The following is a 4,794-nucleotide window of genomic DNA, read 5'->3' on the forward strand; positions in this document are numbered from 1 at the left end:
CGCGTGAGCCGATGCACTGCGCCCTCGGGGGTGAGGCCCGCGGCGTACAGGGAGCCGGACGGGTGTGCGGCGAGCGCGAACGGCCGGTCGAGCGCGACCGCGGCGTCGCGCGCCTCCCACCGTTCGGTCTCGGGATGCCAGACCAGCGTCCACAGCGCCGGGCGCTCGGACATCGCGCACACCGCGAACTCGCTCGATGCCACCGTGGGCCCTCCCCCCGTCGTCGACACGTCCCCTCCCACTATGGCGTGCGCCGACGGCCGCACCGTCCCTCACGTCGAGCGGGTGAGGAGTGCTGGACGCGCCGGGTCCCTCACCACTATGTTGACGCCTGAGAGCAGCCGTCGAACCGGGGGGTCACCGATGTCACATGTTGTCGCAACCGGAGCCGGGAAGGCCATGATGGAGCGCCGGAACGATCCGACGCACGACTACATCCTGAGACTCACCGGCAAGGACAGACCGCGGGTGCTGTTCGTCGGCACCGCGACGGGCGACGACACCGCCTACATCGTGAGCTTCTACTCCACGTACGACTCCGACCGGTGCGCGCCGCACCACCTGCCGCTGTTCCACCGTGCGGTCGACGACCTCGCCGGGTTCGTGAAGGGCTTCGACGTGATCCACGTGGGCGGCGGCAACACCGCCAACATGCTCGACGTGTGGAAGCGGCAGGGACTCGACGAGATCATGCGCGAGATGTGGGAGGACCCGGCGTCGAACGTGGTGTTCACCGGCGGCAGCGCGGGCGGGATCTGCTGGTTCGAGGGCGGCACGACCGACAGCTACGGCCCCACGCTGCAGGTGCTGCCGGAGGGCCTGGGCTTCCTGCACGGCAGCTTCTGCCCGCACTACGACGCCGAGGACCAGCGCCGGCCGCTGTTCCACGCCTCCCTGCTCAGCGGGGAGCTGTCGACCGGCTACGCGGTGGGCAACCTCCAGTCGCTGCACTTCGAGAACTCCGAGTTCGTGACGGCGATCAGCCCGGTCGACGACCCCCTCGCCCTGCGGGTGGAAGCGGTGGACGGGCGGATCGTCGAGACCGAGCTGCCCGTGCAGGTGCTCACCGGTACCGGGCCCATCGCCACCGGACCCTCCTCCTGACCGGGCCATCCTGATGATCGGGGCATCGTCATGAACGACAACGTCTTCCTCCTCATCGCCCAGCTGATCGTCGTCGTCCTGGCGATCTTCATGGGCACCCGCACCAGCGGGATCGGCCTGGGCGTGTGGGGCCTCGTCGGCGTCGCCGTGCTGGTGTTCGTCTTCGGCGAGGCGCCGGGCAACGCCCCCGTCGACGCGGTGTTCATCGTCATCACCGTGATCACGGCCGCCTCGACCATGCAGGCCGCCGGAGGCATCGACTGGATGGTGTCCGTCGCGGCGAAGGTCATCCGCAAACGCCCCAAGTCGGTGGTGTTCCTCGCCCCCGCGATGTCGTTCCTGTTCACGGTCGGCGCGGGAACGGGCAACATCTTCTATCCGCTGCTGCCGGTGATCTACGACGTGTCGTACCAGCAGAAGATCCGTCCGGAGCGGGCGCTGGCGGTCTCGGCCGTGGCCTCGCAGGTCGGCATCCTGTGCTCCCCCGTGTCGGCTGCGACCGCCTCGATGGTGGTGCTGCTCGCGCCGCAGGGCGTGGACCTCGGCGGGCTGCTGCTCATCATGTGGCCGGCCTCCATCGCGGGACTCCTCGTCGCGGCGCTCGTGATGATGCGCCACGGCAAGGACCTGGAGGACGACCCGGAGTACCAGAAGCGCCTGGCGGACGGGCAGATCAAGCCGCCGGTCGTCGACGCGCACGAGAAGACGCTGCCGAAGACCGCGGTGCTCTCCGCATCGCTGTTCCTCGCGGGCGTCGCGGTGATCGTGTTCTTCGGCCTGTTCGAGAATCTGCGACCGGTGATCGGCACCGATGACGGTGGCGACCCCGTGCGTCTGAGCGTGACCGTCATCATCGAGGTCACCATGGGCATCATCGCCGCCCTCATCTTCGTGTTCTGCAAGGTGAAGGCGGCCGACGTGCCCAAGCAGCCCACGTTCCCCGCCGGCATCGTCGGCGCCATCGCCCTGTTCGGCATCGCGTGGCTGGCGAACACCTTCGTCGCCGCGAACCAGACGCTCATCGTCGATGGACTCGGCTCCGTGGTGTCGGGGTCGTCGGCGTTCCTGGGCGCGCTGCTGTTCGCGCTGGCGCTGTTCGCGGTCGCGATGCTCACCACGAGCCAGTCGAGCGCGACGAACGCGATCGTGCCGATCGGCATCACGATCGGGCTGCCCGCCCCGCTGCTGGTGGGCCTGTGGCCGGCGACCATGGGCATCTACACGCTGCCCGCCAACGGCAGCCAGGTCGCCACGGTCGCGTTCGACCAGACCGGCACGACCAAGATGGGCAAGTTCGTGGTCGACCACTCGTTCCAGCTACCGAACCTGGTCTACGTCGGCACCGCGATCGTGGTCGGCGTCGCCCTGTCGTTCCTGTTCGCGTGACATGACCGCGGTGGGGTGACATGACCGACGTCGTCGACCGGTCGGCGCTGCGCCAGTTCCTGCTCGGGCTGGCGCAGGGGATGAACGCCTCGGCGGAGTCGGTCGACCGCATCCGCGACACGATCGCCGAGGTGGCGCGCGCGTCCGGCGGCGACGACACCGACTTCGTGGTGCTGCCGACGATCATCATCGTGGAGACGGGCGACGAGGAGGAGGAGCGCGTCGCCATCCGTTCCGCGACCAACGCGTCGTTCCGCTTCGACCAGATCGCGGCACTGTACGAGCTGATCGCGCAGGCCCGCACCGGCGCGGTCGCGCCGCGCGACGGGATCCGGCGGCTCAACGAGATCGGCGCGATGCGACCGCGCCTCGGCTGGTTCACGCGCACGCTCGGGCACGCGATCCTCACCACCGGGCTCGCCCTGCTGCTCGCCCCCACCTGGCAGGGCGCGACCGTCGCGTTCGTGCTCGGCTTCGGGATCGGGCTGCTCAAGCTCGTGCGCTCGCCCACGCTGCAGCTCATCATGCCGATCGCGGCGGCGTTCGTGTGCGCGACCGCGGTGTTCCTGCTCGCGGAGGCCGTGGAGGTCGGCGACCCGATCCGCGTGCTGATCGCCCCGCTGGTCACGTTCCTTCCGGGCGGGGTGCTGACCACCGCGACGGTCGAGCTCGCCGCCGGCCAGATGATCTCCGGGGCGTCGCGGCTGGTCTACGGGTTCGTGCAGCTCGCACTGCTGGCGTTCGGCATCCTCGCCGCGGGGGCCGTGGTGGGGGTGTCGTCCGACTCGTACGAGCCACTCGACGCCTCCTCGTTCCTGCCGTGGTGGGTGCCGCTGCTGGGGATCCTCGTGTTCGCGCTGGGCAACTACCTCCATTTCTCGGCGCCGCCGTCGACCTTCGGATGGGTGCTGCTCGCGCTCGTGGTCGCCTATGTGGGCCAGTGGGCGGGCACCGAGTTCATCGATCCGGCCGTGGGCGGCTTCGTCGGCGCGCTCGCGGTGACCCCGGTGGTGTTCTGGATCGCGGGGCTGCGGCACGGGGCGCCCTCGCAGCTGACGTTCCTGCCGGCGTTCTGGCTGCTCGTGCCGGGGGCGGCCGGACTGGTCGGACTGACCGAGGCGTTCGCGACCGACAACGGCCTGGCCGACTTCGCCGCCGCCCTCGTGTCGGTCATGTCGATCGCGCTGGGCGTGCTGATCGGAACGGCCCTGTACCGCGTGGTGCACCACGGCGCCGAGGAGTTCGTGCAGTTCGCGGTGGCTCCGCCGCCCGCTCCCGACGACACCCCCGCGCCCACGCTGTGGCAGCGGCTCGCACACCCGCTGCGACGGGTGGCGCGCCGCGTCGGGAGGACCGAGCGGACTCCGCCGCGCCCGGATCAGCGATAGCCCTCGCGGCGATGTCCGGCGGCGGGGGAAGGGGTGAGCCCCGCGCCGCGCGTGGGCGACGCGGGGCTCTCGCGTCAGAGGCTCGCGAGGATGTCCTTCATCTCCGCGATCTCGGCCGTCTGGGCGTCGACGATGTCCTGCGCGAGCGCCACGGCATCGGCGTTCTCGCCGTCCGCGAGCTGCACCTCCGCCATCTCCACCGCGCCCTCGTGGTGCACGATCATCTGCTCCAGGAACAGCCGCGACGCCTCGGGCCCGGTCGCGGCCTCGAGCGCGGCGAGGTCGTCGTCGCTCATCATGCCGTCGCCGTGGTCCATGGCGCCGGCGTCGGCCGCGTCGACACCCCAGTCGTCGAGCCAGCCCTGCAGCTGCTCGATCTCGGGCCCCTGCGCGGCCGTGATGCGTTCGGCGAGGTCGACCACGCGCGGGTCGATGCCGTCCTTCGCGAGCACGATGTCGGACATCTCGACCGCCTGCTGGTGGTGCGCGATCATCATCGACGCGAACATCGCATCCGCGTCGTTCGCCCCGGCGGCAGGGGCGTCACTCGGGGAGTGGTCCATGCCGGAGTGGTCGGCGGGGCCCGCAGGCTCGCTCGACGCGCAGCCGGCGAGCGCGAGCGACCCCGCGATCACGAGGGCGGCCGCGGTACGTGTGGTTCGATTCTTCATGGGTCTCTCTTCTCGGTCTTCTCGATCGGATGGGCGAACGCGGTCGCGGTCGCCCCGGGCGCACGACGGCGCCTCAGGTCCGGCTGATGCAGAGCACGTGAAGAGACGGAGGTCGCGGGATCGGCAGGGTGCCGCGCGCGCGGAGGACGACCGTGGCCGCCGGTACCGCGAGGGCCGGGGACGCCCGGTGGCGCAGGAGCAGGAGGAGCCCGCCGAGCAGGGCCAGCACGCACGCGGCGGCGCCG

General features: G+C 70.8%; 5 protein-coding genes. 3 read left to right on the forward strand and 2 right to left on the reverse strand.

Annotated elements, in window-relative coordinates; all coding sequences use genetic code 11:
* Positions 1-230: hypothetical protein (locus tag DW299_RS16335; protein WP_136037203.1), on the reverse strand; the 230-nt coding region annotated here is incomplete at its 3' end.
* A gap of 133 nt (positions 231-363) precedes the next feature.
* Between DW299_RS16335 and DW299_RS16340 the strand changes: the two genes are divergently transcribed.
* Genes DW299_RS16340 through DW299_RS16350 form a run of 3 tightly spaced genes read left to right on the forward strand, consistent with a single transcriptional unit; the run spans position 364 to position 3,878 of the window.
* On the forward strand, positions 364-1,104 hold the full coding sequence (locus tag DW299_RS16340; RefSeq protein WP_136037204.1) for a Type 1 glutamine amidotransferase-like domain-containing protein: 741 nt from the start codon (positions 364-366) through the stop codon (positions 1,102-1,104).
* Positions 1,105-1,134: 30 nt separating this feature from the next.
* Positions 1,135-2,490, forward strand: coding sequence for an anaerobic C4-dicarboxylate transporter family protein (locus tag DW299_RS16345; RefSeq protein ID WP_136030513.1), 1,356 nt, complete (start codon positions 1,135-1,137; stop codon positions 2,488-2,490).
* Positions 2,491-2,510: 20 nt separating this feature from the next.
* The gene (locus tag DW299_RS16350; protein ID WP_136037205.1) at positions 2,511-3,878 is read left to right on the forward strand and encodes a threonine/serine exporter family protein; all 1,368 of its coding nucleotides are present in this window, start codon (positions 2,511-2,513) and stop codon (positions 3,876-3,878) included.
* Between the two features lie 74 nt (positions 3,879-3,952).
* Here the strand turns inward: DW299_RS16350 and DW299_RS16355 are convergent, their stop codons facing one another.
* A complete protein-coding gene (locus DW299_RS16355; protein WP_136037206.1) occupies positions 3,953-4,549 on the reverse strand; it encodes a DUF305 domain-containing protein in 597 nt (198 codons plus the stop codon).
* Between the last annotated feature and the right edge of the window lie 245 nt (positions 4,550-4,794).

This window comes from Microbacterium sp. K35, from assembly GCF_004794375.1.
GTDB lineage: Bacteria > Actinomycetota > Actinomycetes > Actinomycetales > Microbacteriaceae > Microbacterium > Microbacterium sufflavum.

Excerpts from the sequence above, each read along its gene's own strand:
- DW299_RS16350 (WP_136037205.1), top strand. The coding sequence starts at position 2,511 with ATGACCGACGTCGTCGACCGGTCGGCGCTGCGCCAGTTCCTGCTCGGG.
- DW299_RS16340 (WP_136037204.1), top strand. The coding sequence starts at position 364 with ATGTCACATGTTGTCGCAACCGGAGCCGGGAAGGCCATGATGGAGCGC.
- DW299_RS16345 (WP_136030513.1), top strand. The coding sequence starts at position 1,135 with ATGAACGACAACGTCTTCCTCCTCATCGCCCAGCTGATCGTCGTCGTC.
- DW299_RS16355 (WP_136037206.1), bottom strand. The coding sequence starts at position 4,549 with ATGAAGAATCGAACCACACGTACCGCGGCCGCCCTCGTGATCGCGGGG.